5 protein-coding genes are annotated in these 19,517 nt (G+C 69.4%); all 5 read left to right on the plus strand.

The window, feature by feature from the left end:
- The first annotated feature begins 63 nt into the window (after nucleotides 1–63).
- The 5 genes from AB0M14_RS31140 (at nucleotide 64) to AB0M14_RS31160 (ending at nucleotide 19,515) form a co-directional block, all read left to right on the plus strand.
- Nucleotides 64–708, plus strand: coding sequence for an ABC transporter permease (locus AB0M14_RS31140; RefSeq protein WP_365001329.1), 645 nt, complete (start codon nucleotides 64–66; stop codon nucleotides 706–708).
- The gene (locus AB0M14_RS31145; protein WP_365001332.1) at nucleotides 705–2,027 is read left to right on the plus strand and encodes an ATP-binding cassette domain-containing protein; all 1,323 of its coding nucleotides are present in this window, start codon (nucleotides 705–707) and stop codon (nucleotides 2,025–2,027) included. The genes AB0M14_RS31140 and AB0M14_RS31145 overlap by 4 nt, the downstream gene beginning before the upstream one ends.
- Nucleotides 2,024–2,761, plus strand: coding sequence for an ABC transporter permease (locus tag AB0M14_RS31150; RefSeq protein ID WP_365001335.1), 738 nt, complete (start codon nucleotides 2,024–2,026; stop codon nucleotides 2,759–2,761). The genes AB0M14_RS31145 and AB0M14_RS31150 overlap by 4 nt, the downstream gene beginning before the upstream one ends.
- A complete protein-coding gene (locus AB0M14_RS31155; protein WP_365001337.1) occupies nucleotides 2,758–3,729 on the plus strand; it encodes a glycine betaine ABC transporter substrate-binding protein in 972 nt (323 codons plus the stop codon). Before AB0M14_RS31150 ends, AB0M14_RS31155 begins: the two co-directional genes overlap by 4 nt.
- 624 nt (nucleotides 3,730–4,353) lie before the next feature.
- Nucleotides 4,354–19,515: an amino acid adenylation domain-containing protein gene (locus AB0M14_RS31160; RefSeq protein WP_365001340.1), complete on the plus strand. Its 15,162-nt coding sequence runs from the start codon at nucleotides 4,354–4,356 to the stop codon at nucleotides 19,513–19,515.
- The last annotated feature ends 2 nt before the right edge of the window (nucleotides 19,516–19,517 follow it).

The raw sequence follows: 19,517 nt of genomic DNA on the forward strand, positions 1-19,517 counted from the left end.
CGCGTGTCCGGTGATCATGCCAACAGGAACCAACCCGGCCTATCGGCCGACAAGGGGAATCCCGTGCATTTGTGGAGCTACATCCGCGGTCGAGGCGAACTTTTGACGTTCCTTACCTATCAGCACGCGTCGCTGGCTTTCCAGACGGTCCTGGCCGGGACGGTCCTGGCCGTGCTCGTCGCGGTCGCGGTCTATCGGCTGCCGCTGCTCTCGGCGCTCACGCTGACTTCCAGCCGGGTCGCGCTGACTATTCCCTCGCTCGCACTGCTGGCGCTGCTGCTGGTCCCGTTCGGGCTCGGGGTGCTGCCCTCATTCCTCATGCTGGCGTTCTTCGCGACCCTGCCGGTGATCGGCAACGCGATTGTTGGCTTGCGGTCGGTACCGGAATCGGTCATCGAATCCGCGCGCGGCATCGGGCTTTCCCGCCGGCGGATCCTGTTCACCGTCGAATTGCCGATCGCCTGGCCGGTGATCCTCACCGGCATCCGGGTCTCCACCCAGATGGTGGTCGGCGTCGCCGCCATCGTCGCCTATGTGCTGGGCCCCGGTCTGGGATCGCTCATCTTCAACGGCCTGTCCCGGCTCGGCGGCGCGAACGCCCTCGAAATGGCGCTGACCGGAACCATTCTCATCGTCGCGATCGCGTTGGTGTTCGACGCGCTCCTCGTCCTGCTCGGACGTCTCACCATCGCCAAGGGACTCGCATGACCGATGCTGTGACCATCCGGCCGGTGCCGGCCGAACGCAACGTGACCGGCGCGTCGATCGTGCTGGACGGTGTCGTCAAACGCTATCGGGGACAGGAGAAACCGGCCGTCGCACGCCTGGACCTGGAGATCGAGGCCGGTCAGATCGTCGCGTTCGTCGGCCCCTCCGGCTGCGGGAAGACCACCACCCTCAAGATGATCAACCGGCTGATCGAGCCGACCGAGGGCCGGATCCGCATCGATGGACGCGATGTCACCGAGGAGGATCCGGACAAGCTGCGCCAGTCGATCGGCTACGTGATCCAATCCGGCGGCCTGTTCCCGCACTGGACGGTGGCCAAGAACATCGGCGCCATCCCGCGCGTGCTGGGCTGGGACAAGAAGCGGATCGCCGAGCGCACCGACTATCTGCTCGACCTGGTCGGCCTCGACGCCGCCACGTTCGCGGACCGGCTGCCCAAGGACATGTCCGGCGGGCAGCAGCAGCGCGTCGGCGTCGCGCGGGCGCTGGCCGCCGACCCGCCGGTGCTGCTCATGGACGAACCGTTCGGCGCGGTCGACCCGATCACCCGGGTTCGCTTGCAGGACAGCCTGATCGCGATCCAGCACGAGCTCGGCAAGACCATCGTGATCGTGACCCACGATTTCGAGGAGGCCACCAAGCTCGGCGACAAGGTGCTGATCCTGTCGGAGGGCGGGCACATCGAGCAGTACGCGACGCCGGAGGAGATTCTCACCGATCCGGCCACCCCGTTCGTCGAGGAGCTCGTCGGATCCGGGGCGAAGCTGGCCTATCTGACGGTCTCGCGGGTGCGAGATGTGGAGTACGACAAGGTGATCACCGCGCGGATCGGGGAGCCCTCGGGCGCGGTGATCGCTCGCGCGAAGGCGGCCCGGCACGGCTGGATCGTGGTGGTCGACCGCGCGGGCCGTCCGCGGTCCTGGCCCACCCTCGCGGAAGTGGCCAGCAAACCCGAGGTTTCGGACTTCCTCGATCGGCGGCTGCCGGTGGTGGCGCGGTCCTCCACGCTCAACGACGCGCTCGACGAAATGCTCGCGACCAGCCAGGGGGCCACTCTCGTCACCGACGGCCGGGGCGCGGTGGTGGGCTCGCTGAGTATCGGCGCGGTGACCGAACTGATCCGCACCAAGCTCGCCGAGGGCCATCCCGAGCACGAGGACCTGTCCTACGAAACCTACGTCGACGGCACCGATCCCGCGCCGACACCGGTGGTCGCCGCCACCGATGAACCGGGAGCCCTTGCCGGGCACGAGGTTACGGCCGAGCCGATCGGCGAGGAATCGGAAGGCCGCTCGTGAACCGGCTGCGCCGCCTGCCGATCGACGTCTGGTTCGAGCCGATCATCATTCTCGCGGTCGGCGCCGGCTATCTGCTCTGGTATCGGTCGAGCACCTTCACCGCGACCGAGCAGGCGTCGCTGGACTGGTCGACGTTGCGGACCACGATCCTCGCGCACATCGAGCTGACCGCCGTGGCCACGCTGATCGTGGTCGTGGTGGCGATCCCGCTCGGCATCGCGCTGACCAGGCCGGCCCTGAAGCGCTTCGAGACGGTCGCCGTCAACGTCGCCAATATCGGCCAGGCCGCGCCCGCGGTCGGCCTGCTGGTGTTGTTCACGTTCTGGCTCGGCACCGGATTCCGTACCGCGGTAGTCGGTCTCGTGGTGTACGCGATCCTGCCGATCCTGCAGAACACGATCGTCGGCTTGCGGCAGGTGGATCAGCGCACGATCGAGGCGTCGCGCGGCATCGGCCTCTCGGCGGCGCGCACACTGTTCCAGGTCGAGCTGCCGCTCGCGGTCCCGGTGATCCTCAACGGCGTGCGCACCGCGCTGGTGATCCTGGTCGGCACCGCGACGCTGAGCACCTTCATCGGGGCGACGAGCCTCGGGACGCTGATCACCACCGGCGTCACCCTGTTCCTGCCCAAACTGCTCGTCTCCGGCGCGATTCTGGTCGGCCTGCTGGCGCTGGTCATCGACTGGCTCGGCCGGCTGGTCGAGCTGGCCGCGACTCCGCGAGGCGTGGCATGAGGTGGACGCGGGCCGGATCGCTGGCGCTGCTGGCGCTCGCGCTGCTGGCCGGCTGCGGGCTGGTGAGTTCGTCAGGGACATTTCATGATTCGAGCCTGCCGGACGGGGCGCGGCCGCTCGACGGGGCGCGGCTGGTCGTCACCTCCAAGAGCTTCACCGAGGGCGTGCTGCTCGGCAAGATCACCGCGACCTATTTGGCCGCGGCCGGGGCGACCGTCACCGACCTGACCGGCGCGCCCGGGTCGGCGTCCTCACGGCAGGCCCAGCTCAACGGCGACGCCGACATCCTCTGGGAGTACACCGGTACCGGCTGGGTCAACTATCACAATCAGACCGAGACGATCGCCGACCCGCACGAACTGTGGCAGCGCGTGCACGACATCGAGCGGCGCGACCACGATCTGGAGTGGCTGCCGCCCGCGAACTTCAACGACACCTACGCCTTCGCCGCGTCCGCCCCGACCGCGCAACGCCTGCAGGTGAAGTCGCTGTCGGAGGTCGCGGCGCTGCCCGTCGCCGACCGCACCTTCTGCGTCGACGACGAATTCTTCAGCCGCTCGGACGGTTTCCTGCCGATGCTGGCCAAATACGGTATCCCGTACAACGATCCGAACGGCGTTCCGGCGGGCAACGTCACTCGGATGGACGCCGGCGTCGTCTATCCGGCGACGGCCAAGAGCGCGCCCTGCCACTTCGGCATGGTCTACACCACCGACGGCCGGGTCAAGAACCTCGGCTTGTCGGTCCTGGACGACGACAAGAAGTTCTTCCTGCCCTACAGCGGCACCGCCGTGGTGCGCGGCGCGATCATCGAGCAGTACCCGCAGCTGCGCGCGCTGCTCGGGACCATCGCCGAGCGCCTCACCGATCCGCTCATGCGGGAGCTCAACGGCCGCATCGACATCGACGGCGCGGATCCCGCCGACGTCGCTTATGACTGGCTACGCAGCGAGAATCTGGTCGAATAGGGGGAAGGACCACCGGCGACACGCGGTGTGACCACCCCCCCACTGGCCAGTGTATGCACTGGGGCTATCATCGAGCGCACACTGCCAACGGAAACATCGCTTGCTCCGCCTCCGCGTCACCCCAGCGTCACCCCCAATGGCCAATACACCTACCGCACACGGCTTTGCGCGTCATGTGGTGTTGTAAGCCTCGCACCGCATCGATGACGGCCTTCAATGTTGCAGGCTGGTTTATGGTCAACAATTCGCTGTCGCTGCCGTCTGTCATGCTGCGAACGAACCGAGTATTCGGTATTCGGTCGTGGTATAGGTGATATAACCGTACGGAAGTTTGTTAATCCCCGGTACCGCAGCGAATTGTGCAGTATTACAACGACATTCGTCCGAATTGCGACATACTGATCGAGCACGCCGCGCCAGGGTTTGGGGCATCGACTGCTCGAAAGTCGATCGACTGTCCAATTCATCAGATAGTTGAGTTAGTGGAGGTCAAGCGTCTCCTTGCGCATCCGTGATCCAGGGGTGGGATCAGCGGATGCGGGCTGCGGTGTCCTCCGGTTGGGTAGTGCCGTCCGGGCCAAGCGCAGCAACAGTTTCGGCGCTTGACAATCGAGGGGATATGCCATGCAATCCGAAAAAAATTCCATCCGGCGCCGTCTGTCAGCGATTCAGAAAGAACTCTGGCTGGCGCACGAGCTCTCCGACATGCCCCACAACTGTGTCATTTACGTGGATCTGCACGCGGAGCTGGAAATCCATCGTTTTTTCGACGCCGTACGCCGGGTATTCGACGAATCGGAGTCGCTGGCAGTCAATTTCATCCTGGATGCCGACGACCCGCTGCAGGTCGACCGCGACATCCGGGATTGGGAACCGGTCTACCTCGACCTCACCGACCGGCCGGATCCGAAATCGGCTGCGCTGGACTACATGTCCCGGGAACGGGAGCTGGCCTTCGACCTGGAGCAGGACTGCCTGCTGCGGGTCGCGCTGTTGAAAATCGGTGCCGGACACCATGTGCTGTCGATGTGCTTCCATCACATCATCATGGACGGCGTCGGCGTCGCCACCTGGGCGCAGCGCGTGCTGGATGTGTACTGCGACGAGCTGCGCGGGATCCCGGCCGCCCCTGCCGATTTCGCGAGCGTCGAGGAGATCCTCGACAGTGACGAGGCCTATCGCCGCGATCGGCAGGCGCTGGATCAGGAGTACTGGCGACGGCAGATCCCGGCCGGGATCGAGCCGCTGCGGCTGCCCGGCAACGCCGAGATCGACGCGAAGCCAGGGCGAGTCGGCCGCACGCGCGGCGTGTCCGGCGCGGAGCTGGCCGAGCTGTCCGGTGCGGCGGAAGCGCTCGGTGTCCGGCTGCCGTACCTGGTGATGGCGGTGGCGGCGGCCGCCGTGCAGCGCCACGCGGGCCGGGACGAATTCTGCGTCCAGCTGCCGGTTTCCAATCAGTCGGCCATCTCCCGCCGCACGCCCTGCCAGCTCTCGGATACCGTTCCGCTGCTGGTGCGTTCGAGCCGCGAGCTGTCGCTGGCCGAGCTCGCGGAGCGGATCCGCGACAGCGTCGCCGACGCCAAGGACCATCTGCGCTACGGCATGTCGAACATCCGGCGCGACCTGCAGCTGTCGAACGCCAAGGCCGATGCCCTCGGCCCGGATGTCAACGTGATGTCGTTCTTCGGCGCGTTGCGGATGGCGGGCGGGTCGGCCGATCTCCAGGTCTTCTCGGCGGGCAGCACCGCCGATCTTTCGATCATCTTCTCCTACGAGCGGCAGGCCGATCGGGGCGGCTACCTGCGGCTGGAAGGTGACGCGCGGGTCTACACCGAGGACGATCTGCACCGCTACACCGAGTCGCTGCTGCGCTATCTGCGGCAGGCGGTGGCCGATCCGGCCGCACCGATCGGGTCGGTGGACATGCTCGGCGCGCAGCGCACCCAGGTGCTCGAGGAATGGAACGACACGGCGGAGCCGATCGACTCGGCGGCCACCTTGCTCGGTCTGTTCGAAGACCGGGTCGCGCGCTGCCCGGACTCGGTGGCCATCGAGTCCGGCGCGCTGCGGCTGACCTACGGGGAGCTCGACCGGCGGGCCGAACAGGTTGCGGGGACGCTGGTTTCGCGCGGGGTGCGGCCGGACAGCGTCGTGGCGGTGGCGTTGCCGAGGTCGGTGGAGCTGGTCGTCGCGATCCTGGCGGTGGTGAAGGCCGGCGGCGCCTATCTGCCGGTCGATCCGGCCTACCCGGCGGACCGGCTGGCGTTCGTCCTCGGGGATGCCGCGCCCGTCGTGATCCTCACCGACGAAGCCACCTCGAAAGCGTTGCCCGGCAGCGCCGCTCCGCATCTCTTGCTCGAGGAGGCCGAGGCGGACGGCGACGCCGCCGCGCGCGCCGCCCGCCCCCGGCCCGGCAACCTCGCGTACCTGATCTATACCTCCGGCTCCACCGGCACGCCGAAAGGCGTTGGCGTCACCCATGCCAACGTCGCCTCGCTGTTCCTGAGTACCGCTCGGTGGTGCGAATTCGGTGGTGGCGACGTCTGGGCCTGGTGCCACTCCCAAGCGTTCGACTTCTCGGTCTGGGAGATCTGGGGTGCGCTGCTGCACGGCGGCCGGCTCGTCGTGGTGCCGTGGGACGTGGTGCGCACGCCCGCCCAGCTGTGGGACCTGGTGGTCGACGCGGGCGTGACGGTGCTCAACCAGACGCCGTCGGCCTTCCGCGCGCTGGCCGAAGCCCGCTCGGCCTGCGGCCGGGTGGATTCCGCGCTGCGCATGGTGATTTTCGGCGGCGAGGCCCTGCATCCGGTGCACCTGCAACGGTGGTACTCGGCCGGTGGCACGGACGGGCCGGTCCTGGTGAACATGTACGGGATCACCGAAACCACCGTGCACGTGACGAAGCTGGACATGGCCACGGTGCGGCGTGATCAGGGCGGGAGCCCGATCGGTACGCCGCTGGCGAACCTGCGGGCTTACGTGCTGGATGCCGGCTTGGCGCCGGTGCCGGTGGGGACGGCGGGCGAATTGTATGTGGCCGGTGCGCAATTGGCGCGCGGCTATCGCGGCCGAGCCGGGCTGACCGCGGCGCGGTTCGTGGCCGATCCGTTCGACGCGTCCGGCAGTGGCCGGCTGTACCGCACCGGCGACGTGGTGCGCTGGACACCGGCGGGCACCTTGGAGTTCGTCGGCCGCGCGGACGATCAGGTGAAGATCCGGGGCTTCCGGATCGAGCCCGGCGAGATCGAAACCGCCCTGGGGCGGCATCCTTCGGTGACCCAGGCCGTGGTCGTCGCGCGCGACATCGGGGACCGGCAGCTGGTCGCCTACGTGGTGACCGATCCGCCGGCCGAGGACGCCGTGGCCCTGGGCAAGGAGCTGCGGCGGTTCGCCGCCGGCCGGCTGCCGGAGTTCATGGTGCCGGCGGTCGTGATGGTGCTCGACACGATGCCGTTGACCGCGAACGGCAAGCTCGATCGGTCGGCGCTGCCGGTGCCGGCGATGGTGTCCTCGACGCCGTATCGCGCGCCGCGCGGTGCGGGTGAGCGAGTCCTGGCCGAGCTGTTCGGCGAGGTGCTCGGCCGGGAGCGGGTCGGCGCGGATGACAGCTTCTTCGAGCTGGGCGGGCACTCGCTGTCCGCCACGCATCTGATCAGCCGGATCCGCGCGGTCCTGGCCATCGAGGTCCCGATCCGGACGGTGTTCGACGCGCCGACGGTGGCGCAGTTGGCAACCCGGCTCGATACGGGTGTCCGGGTGCGCCCGACGCTGTCGGTCCGGCAGCGGCCGGAGGTGATCCCGCTGTCCTTCGCGCAGCGGCGGTTGTGGTTCATCCACCGGCTCGAAGGTCCGTCCGCCACCTACAACGTCCCGTTGACGGCGCGGTTGCGCGGTGCGTTCGACGCCGCGGCCTGCACGGCGGCCGTCCACGACGTGGTGGCCCGGCACGAGAGCCTGCGCACCGTGTACGTCGAAACCGACGGCGTGCCGGCCCAGCGGGTGCTGGATATGGACAGTGTCGCGGTCCCGGTGCTCGTCACCGACGTCGATCCCGATCAGGTGGACGCGGCGGTCGCCGAGGCGGCGCGGTATCGGTTCGATCTGGCCGAGGAGATCCCGATCCGGGTCACGGTGCTGCGATCCGGCCCCGACGACTGGATGCTGGTCTTCCTGATCCATCACATCGCCGGTGACGGCTGGTCGGCGACCACCTTGCTGCGCGACCTCTCGGCCGCGTACGCGGCGCGGCTGGCGGATCGGGCGCCGGTGTGGCGGCCGTTGCCCGTGCAGTACGTGGATTACGCACTGTGGCAACAGGAATTGCTGGGCTCGCCCGACGATCCGGGCAGCATGCTGGCGCAGCAGTTCGACTACTGGCGCGCCGAGCTCGCCGGGCTGCCGGAGCAGTTGCGGTTGCCGACGGACCGCCCGCGCCCGCGGGTGGCGAGCTACCGCGGTGACATGGTGCTGTTCGAGATCGATGCCGAGATCCGGGCCGCGGTGGAGCGGCTGGCCGCCCGCGAGGGCGCCACGGTGTCGATGGTGTTGCAGTCGGCGCTGGCCGTGCTGTTGTGCAAACTCGGTGCGGGGCGCGATATTCCGATCGGCGCGCCGATCGCCGGGCGGACCGACGACGCCCTGACCGATCTGGTCGGCTTCTTCGTCAACACGTGGGTGCTGCGCGCGACCGTGGATCAGGAGGCGTCGTTCGCCGAGGTGCTCGCTCAGGTGCGGGCAAAAGCGCTGGCCGCGTACGAGAATCAGGACGCGCCGTTCGAGTCGCTGGTGGAGCTGCTCAACCCGGCCCGTTCGGCGGCCTATCATCCGCTGTTCCAGGTGCTGCTGACCTTGCAGGACAGCGCGTTGCCGAGCCTGGAACTGCCGGGCGTCGAGGTCGAGCCGCGTCCGCCGGCCAGCACCAACTCCCGATTCGACCTGACCTTCAATATCGGTGAGTCCCCGGCCGGAAGCTGGGACGGGTTCATCGAGTACGCCACCGACCTGTTCGACCGGTCCACGATCGAGGCCACCGCGGCCCGCCTGGTGCGGATCCTCCGGCAGGTCGTGGCGGCTCCCGGCACCCGGGTCGGAGCCCTCGAAGTGCTCGGCCGGGACGAACGAGAACTGGTGCTGCACAAGTGGAATCACGATGCGGCCCCGGCCGCGGATCGCGGCACCGTGGTCGAAGCGTTCCGGGCGCGGGCAGCGGCCGCCCCGGACGCCGTGGCCGTCGTCGGCGCGGACGGTGAGCTCTCGTACCGGGAACTCGAGGTTCGGGCCGATCGGCTCGCTCAGGTCCTGATTTCGCGGGGCGTGGGCCCCGACGTCATCGTCGCGGTCGCGCTGCCTCGTTCGGCGGACCTGATCGTGGCGCTGCTCGCGGTAGTGCAGGCGGGCGGCGGGTATCTGCCGATCGATCCGGCCTATCCCTCGGAGCGGCTCGCCTTCATCCTGGCGGACGCGGCTCCGGCGGTCGTGCTGACCGATCACGACACGGCGCCGGCCTTGCCGCAGAGCGCCACGCCGCACCTGTATCTCGACACCCTCGAGGACAGCGCGGCTGCCGTCGCGCACCGGGCCGGCATGGTGCTGCCGGACGCGCTGGCGTACCTGATCTACACCTCGGGCTCGACCGGCGTGCCCAAAGGCGTCGCGGTCAGCCACCGCAACGTGCTGAACCTGGCTGCCCAGGCCTGGTCGGCCGGTCCGGGCGAACGCGTCCTGGTGCATTCCTCGGTCGCCTTCGACGCCTCGACCTACGAGATCTGGCCCGCGCTGATCAGCGGCGGCGCCGTGGTCCTGGCCCGGGCCGAGCGTTCGGACCCGGCCGAGATCGCGGATCTTATCGAGAACCGGTCGGTGACCAAGATGTTCGCGACACCGGCGTTGTTGTCGGCCGTGCTCGATCACGCGGAAGTCTTGCCGGACAGCGCGTTCCGAAGCGTGACGCAGGTGATCGCCGGTGGCGCCGAGCTCCCCTCGGGGCTGGTGGGCCGGATCCGCGACCGGATGACCGCCGCACAGGTCACCAATGGTTACGGGCCGACCGAGACCACGGTGTTCGCCACCTTGTTCAACGCCGGCGAGGTCTCCGGCGACGACGTGTCGGTGCCGATCGGGTCCGCGCTCGCCAATATGCGGGTGTACGTGCTGGATTCGTCGCTGTCGCCGGTCCCGGTCGGCGTCGCGGGCGAACTGTACATAGCCGGCGAGCAGGTCGCCCGCGGCTATCGCGGGAAGCCGGCCCAGACCGCCGACCGGTTCGTCGCCGACCCCTTCCACCGGGCCGGTGGTGGCCGGTTGTACCGGACCGGTGACGTCGTGCGCTGGAAAGCCGACGGGCAGTTGGAGTTCGCGGGCCGGGTCGACGATCAGGTCAAGATCCGCGGTTTCCGGGTCGAACCCGGCGAGATCGAAGCCGTGCTGGCGCAGCATCCCGCGGTGTCGCAAGCGGTGGTCGTGGCCCGTGACCTCGGCACCGGCAGCAAGCAGCTGGTCGGCTATGTCGTGGCCGACGCGGCCGGTGAGGACGTGCGCCGCTTCGCGGCGGACCGGTTGCCGGACTTCATGGTGCCCGCGGCGATCATGGTGCTCGACTCGATGCCGTTGACCGCGAACGGGAAACTGGACCGCACGGCGCTGCCGGAGCCGCGATTGGTGTCCTCGGTGGGTTACCGGGCGCCGGTCGGCGAGCGCCAGCGGGTACTGGCCGAGCTGTTCGGCGAAGTCCTCAGGCGTGATCGAGTCGGCGTGGACGACAGCTTCTTCGAGCTGGGCGGCCATTCGCTGCTGGCCACCCGCCTGGCCAGCCGGATCCGCGCCGAGCTGGGGGTCGAGGTCCCGATCCGGACGGTGTTCGACGCGCCGACCGTGGCGCAGCTGGCGACCCGCCTCGATGCCGACGTCCGGGTACGTCCGGCGCTGACGGCGGGCCCGCGGACCGGGATCGCGCCGCTGTCGTTCGCGCAGCGCCGGCTGTGGTTCATCCACCGGCTCGAAGGTCGTTCCGCCACATACAACATGGCCTTGGCGGTCGGACTGCGCGGCGCCGATGTGGCGGCCTTGCGTGCGGCGATCGGCGATGTCGTGGTCCGGCACGAGAGCCTGCGCACCATCTTCGTCGACGTGGACGGTGTGCCCTCGCAGCGGGTGCTGGCCGCGGACAGCACCGTGGTGCCCTTCGCTGAGACCACGAATCCCGATGACCTGGACGCCGCGGTCGACGCCGCGGTCCGCTACGGGTTCGACCTGTCCGCGGAGATTCCGATCCGCGCCAGCGTCTTCCGGCGCGGAGCCGATGACGTGGTGCTGGTCTTGCTGATCCATCACATCGCCGGTGACGGCTGGTCGCTGACCCCCTTGCTGCGCGACCTGTCGACCGCGTACGCGGCGCGCTTGGCGCAGCACGCACCCGACTGGCGGCCCCTGCCCGTGCAGTACGTGGACTACACGCTGTGGCAGCGGGAGTTGCTGGGTTCGGCGGAGGATCCGCAGAGCGTGCTGGCGCAGCAGTTCGAGTACTGGCGCGCGGAACTGGACGGGTTGCCGGACCAGTTGCGGTTGCCGATGGACCGGCCGCGCCCGCGGGTGGCGAGCTATCGCGGTGACATGGTGCTGTTCGACGTCGATCTCGAGATCCGCACGGCCGTTGAGCGATTCGCGGCGCGCGAGGGTGCGACGGTGTCGATGGTGTTGCAGTCGGCGCTGGCGGTGCTGTTGCACAAACTCGGTGCGGGCGAGGATATTCCGATCGGCGCTCCGATCGCCGGGCGCACCGACGACGCGCTGTCGGATCTGGTCGGGTTCTTCGTGAACACCTGGGTGCTGCGCGCCAGCGTGGAACCGGCGGCCTCCTTCGCCGAAATCCTCGGCCGGGTCCGGGGCAAGGCGCTGGCCGGGTACGAGAATCAGGATGTCCCGTTCGAGCTGCTGGTCGAGTTGCTCAACCCGGCCCGCTCGGCGGCACATCATCCGCTGTTCCAGGTGTCGCTGGCATTCCAGAACAACACGCTGCCGGAGCTCCAGCTGTCGGGGGTGGAGATCGAGCCGCGCCCGGCGCCGACCGGCACGGCACGATTCGACCTGTTCTTCAATGTCGCCGACGCGCCGGCCGGGACCGGATGGGACTGCTTCGTCGAGTACGCGACGGAGTTGTTCGATCGGTCCACGGTGCAGACGATGGCGGCGCGCTGGGTGCGGTTGCTGGCGCAGCTCGTGGCCGAGCCAGGCGTGCCGATCGGGTCGGTCGGCGTGCTCCAAGGCGCGGAACGCGACCTGGTGCTGAAGCAGTGGAACAGCACCGCCGCGGCGATCTCCGACACCACGCTGGTCGCGGCGTTCCGAGACCGGGTCGACCGGACACCGGACGCGGTTGCGGTGGTCTGCGGGGATTCCGAGCTCACCTATGCCGAATTGGCCACCCGATCCGCCCAGCTGGCGCGGGTGCTGGTCGCCCGTGGCGTGCGGCCGGACACGCTGGTCGCGGTCGCCCTGCCGCGCTCGGTGGACCTGCTCGTGGCGTTGCTCGGCGTGCTCCAGGCCGGTGGCGGGTATCTGCCGATCGATCCGGCCTACCCCTCGGATCGACTGGCGTTCGTGCTGGCCGATGCCGCCCCGGTCGTCGTCGTGACCGATCGGGTGACGGCGGAGGTGTTGCCGCACACGGCGATACCGCTGCTGTGCCTGGACGACCCCGAGGCCGCCGCGCCGGCCGGCCCGGACCTGGACGTGGCGCTCGCACCGCAGAATCTGGCGTACGTGATCTATACCTCGGGCTCCACCGGTGTGCCGAAGGGCGTCGGCATCACCCATCACAACGTGATGAGCCTGGTCGCGCAGGCGTGGCCGGTAGCACCCGGTGATCGCGTGCTGGTGCATTCCTCGATCGCGTTCGATGCCTCCACCTATGAGATCTGGCCTGCCCTCTGCGGCGGCGCCGCGCTGGTGCTGGCGGCCGAGCAGCGCTCGGATCCGGCGGAGATCACCCGGTTGGTCGAGACCCGCGCGGTGACGACGATGTTCGCGACGCCGCCGCTGCTGTCGGCGCTGGTCGACCACGCGGAAGCGTTGCCCGCCACGGTGTTCCAGAGCCTGCGGCGGGTGCACACCGGCGCCGACACGCTCACCTCGGGCCTGGTGCGGGCGATGCGGTCCAGGTTCGCCGGGGTCCGGCTGGAGAACCTGTACGGTCCGACCGAGGCCACGGTCGACGTGACGGCGTTCGTCGTGCCCAGCGGGGCGGACGACGTGCCGGGCGCGGCAGTTCCGATCGGTGCGCCGGTGACCAATGCGCGTGCCTACGTGCTGGATTCGTGGCTGGCCCCCGTGCCGGTCGGCGTTGCCGGCGAACTGTATGTGGCAGGGGAGCAGCTGGCGCGCGGCTACCACGGTCGCGGCGGATTGACCGCGGCGCGATTCGTGGCCGACCCGTTCGACCCGAACGGTGGCCGATTGTACCGGACCGGTGACGTGGTGCGCTGGAACAGCGACGGGCAGCTGGAGTTCGCGGGTCGCAGCGACGACCAGGTGAAGATCCGCGGCTTCCGGGTGGAACCCGGCGAGGTCGAAACCGTGCTGGCGCAGCATCCTTCGGTGTCCCAAGCCGTCGTGGTCGCGCGCGGGGCCGAGGCCGAGGGCAAGCAGCTGGTCGGTTATGTGGTCGCCGATCGGTCCGGCCCGGCCGTCGGTGAGGACGAATTGGTCGGCCAGTGGCAGCGGGTGTATGACGACCTGTATTCCGCCGCCGACCTCGAAACCCTCAGCGCCGAGACCGAGCCCGAGCCCGGCGACGAATTCGGCGCGGGCTTCGGCGGCTGGAACAGCAGCTACACCGGGGCGCCGATCCCGCTGGAGCAGATGCGGGAATGGCGCTCGGCCACCGTGGATCGCATCCGCGGCCTGAACCCCCGGCGGGTGCTCGAGATCGGCGTGGGTTCGGGTCTGCTGCTCTCGCAGGTCGCGCCGCACTGCGCCGAATACTGGGCGACGGACCTCTCGGCCGCGACCATCGGCACGCTGCGCCGGCAAGTGCGCGAACTCGGCGCGGACTTCGCCGATCGCGTCGTCCTGCGCGCGCAACCGGCCGACGACATCGACGGGTTGCCCGAGGGCTATTTCGACACCGTGGTGCTGAACTCGGTCATCCAGTACTTCCCCAGCCAGAGCTATCTGCGGACGGTGCTGGAACGGGTGGCGGGTCTGCTGGCTCCGGGCGGCGCGGTTTTCGTCGGCGACGTGCGAAATTTCGCGTTGCTGACCGAGTTCGCCACCGCCACACAGATCAGCCGGAACGGCGGCGACGATCCGGCGGCGGTCGAGGACCGGGTGCGGCGCGACATCGCCGCCGAGCAAGAGCTGGTGCTGGCCCCGGAGTACTTCTCGGTGTTGTGCGGTGCGGCAAGCGGTTTCGATGCCGTCGATATCCGGCTCAAGCGCGGCCGCTCGGTCAACGAGCTGACGCGGTACCGGTACGACGTCGTCCTGCACAAGGCCCCGGCCGGATCGTTCTCCGCCGCCGCGACGCCGACTATCGTTTTCCGCGACCGTGATTGGCTGCGGGCACAGCTGCAAAGCCAGCACGCCGCCGGCGTTCGCGTCACCGGGATCCCGCACGCCGGTCTGGCGGGCGAGATCGAGGTGACCCAGCGAATTCGGTCCGGTCTGCCCGGCACCGGCACGCCGGGCGTCGGCTTCGAGGGCACGCTCGACGACGGGGCGGGCGTGGTGCCCGAGGACCTGTACGCGCTGGGACAGGAACTCGGGTTCACGACGGCGGTGACGTGGTCGGCCGAGCCGGGCCGGATGGAGGCGCTCTTCCTCGAACCCGGTGCGGTGCAGGGCCGTCCGCTGACCGACGTGTACGCCAACCCGGCTGCCGGGAGCGCGCTCGGCGGATACGCCAACAACCCGCAGGCGGGTCTGCTCGCCGCCGACGTGCGGCGCTGGGCGGCCGATCGGCTGCCGGAGTTCATGGTGCCCGCCACGGTGATGGTGATCGACGCGGTGCCGTTGACCGCGAGCGGCAAGCTCGACCGGAAGGCGCTGCCCGATCCCGAGTTCGCCTCGGCACAGGAGTACCGCGCGCCCGGCAGCGCGCGCGAACACCTCCTGGCGGAGCTGTTCGCCGAAATCCTCGGCCTGGACCGGGTCGGCCTGGACGACGACTTCTTCGCCCTGGGCGGGCATTCGCTGCTGGCGACCCGGCTCACCAGCCGCATCCGCGTGGTGCTCGGCGCGGAGGTGCCGATCCGCACGGTGTTCGACGCGCCGACGGTGGCACAGCTGGCGGACCGACTGGACACCGAAGCGCAGCTGCGTCCCGCCCTGGCGGTGCGGCCGCGCCCGGAGGTGCTGCCGTTGTCGTTCGCGCAGCGGCGGCTGTGGTTCATTCACCGTCTCGAGGGACTCTCGGCCACCTACAACATGCCGTTGGCGGTCCGGCTGACCGGCGCGTTCGACGCGCCGGCGTTCAGCGCGGCGGTCGGTGACGTGATCGCCCGGCACGAGAGCCTGCGGACGATCTTCGTCGAAGCCGACGGCGTCCCCGCGCAGCGGGTGCTCGACGCGGACGGTCTGGCAGCGCCGGTGACGGTGATCGACACCAACGGCGTGCCGGTGGCGCAGACCGAGCTGGCCACGGCCATGCGGTACGGGTTCGACCTGACCACCGAAATTCCGATCCGCGCCACCGTGTTCCGCTGCGGCGCCGACGAATGCGTCCTGGTGTTGCTGATCCATCACATCGCTGGTGACGGCTGGTCGATGGCTCCGCTGCTGCGCGACCTGGCGACCGCGTATGCGGCGCGGCTGGCGCGCCGGGCGCCGGAGTGGACGCCGTTGCCCGTGCAGTACGTGGATTACACGCTGTGGCAGCAGGAGCTGCTGGGGTCGCCGGAGGATCCGGGCAGCGTGCTGTCCCGGCAATTCGAATACTGGCGGCAGGAACTCGACGGTTTGCCGGACCAGCTGCGGTTGCCGACCGACCGCCCGCGCCCGCGCGTGGCGAGCTATCGCGGTGACATGGTGCTGTTCGACATCGATCCCGAGGTTCGGGGCGCGGTGGAGCGCCTGGCCGCCGCCGAGGGTGCGACGGTGTCGATGGTGTTGCAGTCGGCGCTGGCCGTGCTGTTGTCCAAACTCGGTGCGGGCGAGGATATTCCGATCGGCGCTCCGATCGCGGGCCGCACCGATGACGCGCTGTCGGATCTGGTCGGGTTCTTCGTCAACACCTGGGTGTTGCGGGCGGCGGTCACTGCGGGGGCGTCGTTCAGCGAGTTGCTCGCCCAGGTCCGGTCGAAGGCGCTGGCCGGATACGAGAACCAGGACGTGCCCTTCGAACTGCTGGTCGAGTTGCTCAACCCGGCCCGGTCGGCGGCGCATCATCCGCTGTTCCAGGTGTCGCTGGCGTTCCAGAACAACGCGCTGCCCGCCCTGGAACTGTCGGGCCTGCGCTTCGAGTCCTACAACGCCTCCATCGCGGCCGCCCGGTTCGACCTGTTCTTCAATGTCGCCGACGCGCCCGCGGGCGCCGGGTGGATCGGGTTCGTCGAGTACGCCAGCGAGCTGTTCGACGAAGCCACGGTCGAGACGATGGCCGCGCGGTTCGTGCGGATCCTGCGGCAGGTGGTCTCGGCTCCGGCCCTGCCGATCGGGTCGATCGAGGTCCTCGACGCGGCCGAACGCGAGCGCGTGCTGTATCGCTGGAACGAGACCGTCGTCGACGTCCAGGAGAGCACCCTGGTCGGATTGTTCGGGTCCCAGGCCGAGCGGACGCCGGAGGCGATCGCGGTCGCCTGCGGCGCCACCGAATTGACCTACCGGGAACTCGGCCAGCGGGCTGATCGACTGGCGCGTGCGCTTGTCACGCGCGGGGTGGGGGCCGACAGTATCGTCGCGGTCGCGCTGCCCCGGACGGTCGATCTGATCGTCGCGCTGCTGGCGGTGCTGAAGGCGGGCGGCGGCTACCTGCCGATCGATCCGGCCTACCCCTCGGACCGGCTGGCCTTTGTGCTCGCCGACGCCGCACCGGTGGTGGTGGTCACCGATTCGGCGACCGCGAGCATGGTGCCGTGCTCGCCCGCGCACCTGCTCTGCATCGACACGCCCCAGGTCGGCGCCGACAGCGTCGCGCTCGCTGTGCCGAAGCCGCAGCAGCTGGCGTACATGATCTACACCTCGGGTTCCACGGGTGTGCCGAAAGGTGTTGCGATCAGCCATCGCAACGTGGTGAACCTGGTCGAGCAGGCCTGGTCTACCGGTCCTGCGGACCGGGTGCTGGTGCACACCTCGATCGCCTTCGACGCGTCTACCTACGAGATCTGGCCCGCGCTGGCCGGCGGCGCCACGCTGGTGCTGGCGGCGGAGGCGCGTTCGGATCTGGCCGAGATCAGCGGTCTGATCGAAAGCCGTTCGGTCACAAAGATGTTCACGACGCCCCCGATGCTGTCGGCGTTGCTCGATCACGACGAGTCGCTGTCCGGCGATCCGTTGCGGAGCTTGCGCTCGATCATCGCCGGCGGCGCCGAGCTGACGGCCGCGGTCGTGCGACGGCTGAACGCGAAGTACCCGGACGCGCGTGTGGTCAACGGCTACGGTCCGACCGAGACGACCGCGTGCGTCACCCATTACGACGCCGGGTCCGCCGCCGACGGTCCGGTACCGATCGGCGTGCCGCGCACCAATACCCGGGTCTTCGTTCTGGATTCGTGGTTGTCGCCGGTGCCGGTCGGCGTGGCGGGCGAGCTGTATGTGGCGGGCGAGCAGTTGGCGCGCGGGTACCACGGTCGCGCGGGGCTGACCGCGAACCGGTTCGTGGCCGACCCGTTCGACCGCGCCGGCGGCGGCCGGTTGTACCGCACCGGCGACGTGGTGCGCTGGAACGGCGACGGGCAGCTGGAGTTCGCGGGCCGGGTCGACGATCAGGTCAAGATCCGCGGCTTCCGCGTCGAGCCGGGCGAAGTGGAAAGCGTGCTGGCGCAGCATCCTTCGGTGTCCCAGGCCGTCGTGGTGGCGCACGACGGCGAGGTCGGCGGCGCTCAGCTGGTCGGCTATGTGGTGGCCGATCGGTCCGGGCCCGCCCTCGGCGAGGACGAACTGGTGGGCCAGTGGCGACGGGTCTACGACGACCTGTACTCCGCCGCGGGCGAGAACGCCGAGGACCGGAACGACGGTGCGGCTCAACAAGATGCACCGAACACCTTCGGCTCCGATTTCGACGGCTGGAACAGCAGCTACACCGGTGCGGCGATCCCGCTGGCACAGATGCGGGAGTGGCGGGCGGCGACCGTCGACCGCATTCGCGAACTGCGCCCGAAACGGGTCCTGGAGATCGGCGTGGGCTCGGGGCTGGTGCTGTCGCAGGTGGCGCCGGACTGCGCCGAATACTGGGCGACGGACTTGTCCTCGGCGACCATCGGCACGCTGCGCCGGCAGCTGGACGAGCAGGACGTGGAATACGCCGACCGGGTCTTCCTGAGTGTCCGGGCCGCCGACGAGCTGGACGGGCTGCCGGAGCACTACTTCGACACCGTGGTCCTGAACTCGGTGGCCCAGTACTTCCCCGGCGAGCGGTATCTGCGTCGAGTGCTGGAGCGCATCCTCGGGTTGCTGACGCCCGAGGGCGCGGTCTTCATCGGTGACGTCCGCAATCTGGCCCTGCTGGAGGAGTTCACCACCGCGGTGCAGATCGCGCGTGGCGGCGGCGAGGATCCCGTGGCGGTCGAGGAGCGGGTGCGCCGGGAGATCGCGGCGGAGAAGGAAATGCTGCTGGCCCCGGAGTTCTTCCTCGCGGCCGGCCGGGAACTCGGTATCGGTGCGGTCGATATCGGGCTCAAGCGCGGCTTCTCGGTCAACGAGTTGACCCGGTTCCGCTACGACGTGGTGCTGCGCAAGTCCGCGACGCCGGCGCTGTCGACGGCCGCGCTGCCGAGTGTCGAGTTCCGCGACCAGGATTCGCTGCAGGAGCTGCTGCGCGCTGAGCATGCCGAGGGTGTCCGCGTCACCGGCATTCCGCACGCCGGACTGGCCGGGCAGATCGCGGTCACCGACCAGATCCGGGCCGGTCATCCGGTCCCGGCCCGCGACCGGACCGACCTGTGCGCCGCCGATTTCGAAGGCACGCTGGACGCCGTCACCGATCGGGCCGACGCGGGTCTGCTGCCCGAGGATCTGCACGTGCTGGGCCAGAAACTCGGATACACGACGGCGGTCACCTGGTCGGCCGAGCGGGGCCGGATGGACGCGGTCTTCGTCGAGGCCGCGGTGGCCCAGGATCGGCCGCTGACCGAGGTGTACCGGCCGGTGACGGTGGTCGGCGCTGCGGCCGACTACGCCAACAACCCGCAGGACACCCTGCTGCCCGCCGTGGTCCGCGGGTTCGTAGCCGAGCGCCTGCCCGATTTCATGGTGCCGACGGTGGTGATGGTGATCGACTCGGTGCCGTTGACCGCCAACGGCAAGCTCGATCGGGCGGCGCTGCCGGCCCCGGAATGGGTGTCCGCCAGCAGTTATCGCGCGCCGCGCACCGAGCAGGAGCAGACCCTGGTTGGCCTGTTCGCCGAGATCCTGGGCGTCGGCCGAGTCGGCATCGACGACAGTTTCTTCGCCCTGGGCGGGCACTCGTTGCTGGCGACCCGCCTGACCAGCCGGATCCGGGCGGTGCTCGGTGTGGAAGTCCCGATCCGGGTGATGTTCGAGGCCGCCACCGTCGCCGAACTCTCGGCCCGGTGGGCACAGCTCGCGCCGTCCCGTCGACCGGCGCTGCGCAGGATGAGCCGAGAGGTGAGTTAGCG

Origin of the sequence: Nocardia sp. NPDC051832, from assembly GCF_040681285.1 — a bacterium.
Lineage (GTDB): Bacteria > Actinomycetota > Actinomycetes > Mycobacteriales > Mycobacteriaceae > Nocardia.